This is a genomic window from Parabacteroides sp. ZJ-118, from assembly GCF_011038785.1.
In the GTDB taxonomy this organism is placed as follows: domain Bacteria; phylum Bacteroidota; class Bacteroidia; order Bacteroidales; family Tannerellaceae; genus Parabacteroides.
Genome location: NZ_JAAKDT010000105.1, coordinates 1 through 1,216, shown reverse-complemented (window position 1 = coordinate 1,216; position 1,216 = coordinate 1). Strand labels below are relative to the sequence as shown.

Below are 1,216 nucleotides of genomic sequence, written 5' to 3'. Positions count from 1 at the left end.
TGCTTACCAACACGCCCCCAATGCGACGAAGGCTGAGCAAAAAGTAGGTTAGGATACTTGCGCCACGCACCTAAGATACTTTGCCAACGCACCTAAGATACTTGGGGGATGGACCTAAGATGCTTTTATACAAAGCCTAGGTCTCGGAACACTGCACTCGGACAAAGCCAAATGTAAGGGCGCGGATGTGCCGGAGAAACCGATTCCAATGCCACACTTGGAGAGGTGAAACGCCACACTTCGCGAGGTAAAATGCCACACTTCGCAGGGGAAAATACCACACTTGGAGAGGGCTGAGGTATGACATTCCCGGAGACCAAACTGCATGGATGGAACAACCGCCCTTTCATGCTTTACCGTTCATACCTTCATATAAAAATCACGCTATGAATGTGCTTGCCGGATTTTACATTCATCCTTTCATGAATGCTTGAAAGCGCTGGTATATAAGTGTTTACAAATGAACGTACACCGGCATTCCCTCCTTTCAGACATCCTTTTAGACGTTTTTTCTGTGTACGGAGTGAGTGCCAGATGGCTACTTACAGGATTTGGCAGAATGTTTGAAGAATAGAAACAGCCCCATCCAAACATTATTGTCGGCATGGGGCTGTTTCTTCCAAATATCCCTTATCATAAATCGGCAAGCCATTTCTTGCCCGATTTTGTTCTCATCCAAATCATAAATGCGCCCGTCACAACTATTCCGACGGTAAAGATAGCTCCTAACATTTCCATATCTATTTATTTTAAAATTGTATTTCCTACTTTTGCAAGCATTACAGTCCAAATACTTCCTGCCGCCAAAACATACCAGTTTACACCTGCTTCCACATTGGCATATATCGGAGTTATCCCACCAAGAACCAAACCCGCAAATGAGAGTTGCGCCAAATTGAAAAAGAATCCGGCAAGTTTTTCACGCCTTACCTTGTCTTTCTCTTTGACTTCTTTCTTAGCCTCTTGTTGTTCGCTCCAATTTCCTATATAAACTGCCATTTTGGGCGAAGATACAAAATTCGCAACCATAGTGAAACAAAATCCCATATATTTTTGCAACGTGATCACGGCTCTTTCATTTAAAACTGCCTCGTTCTTTCGGAGAGGGTACTATTTTATAGCGGGCAACCCACGGGAATGATGTGGCTTCTTGAATCATAAAAAATGTATTGGAGGAAACGATATCCGTCACGCGATTAGGCTTTGTTTCGTATAA

Annotated in this window: 1 protein-coding gene; it reads right to left on the bottom strand. The window is 43.5% G+C overall.

Going from position 1 to position 1,216, the window contains the following annotated elements; all coding sequences use genetic code 11:
• Positions 1 to 744: 744 nt before the first annotated feature.
• Positions 745 to 987, bottom strand: coding sequence for a hypothetical protein (locus G7Y39_RS13375; protein WP_165157921.1), 243 nt, complete (start codon positions 985 to 987; stop codon positions 745 to 747).
• Positions 988 to 1,216 lie beyond the last annotated feature (229 nt).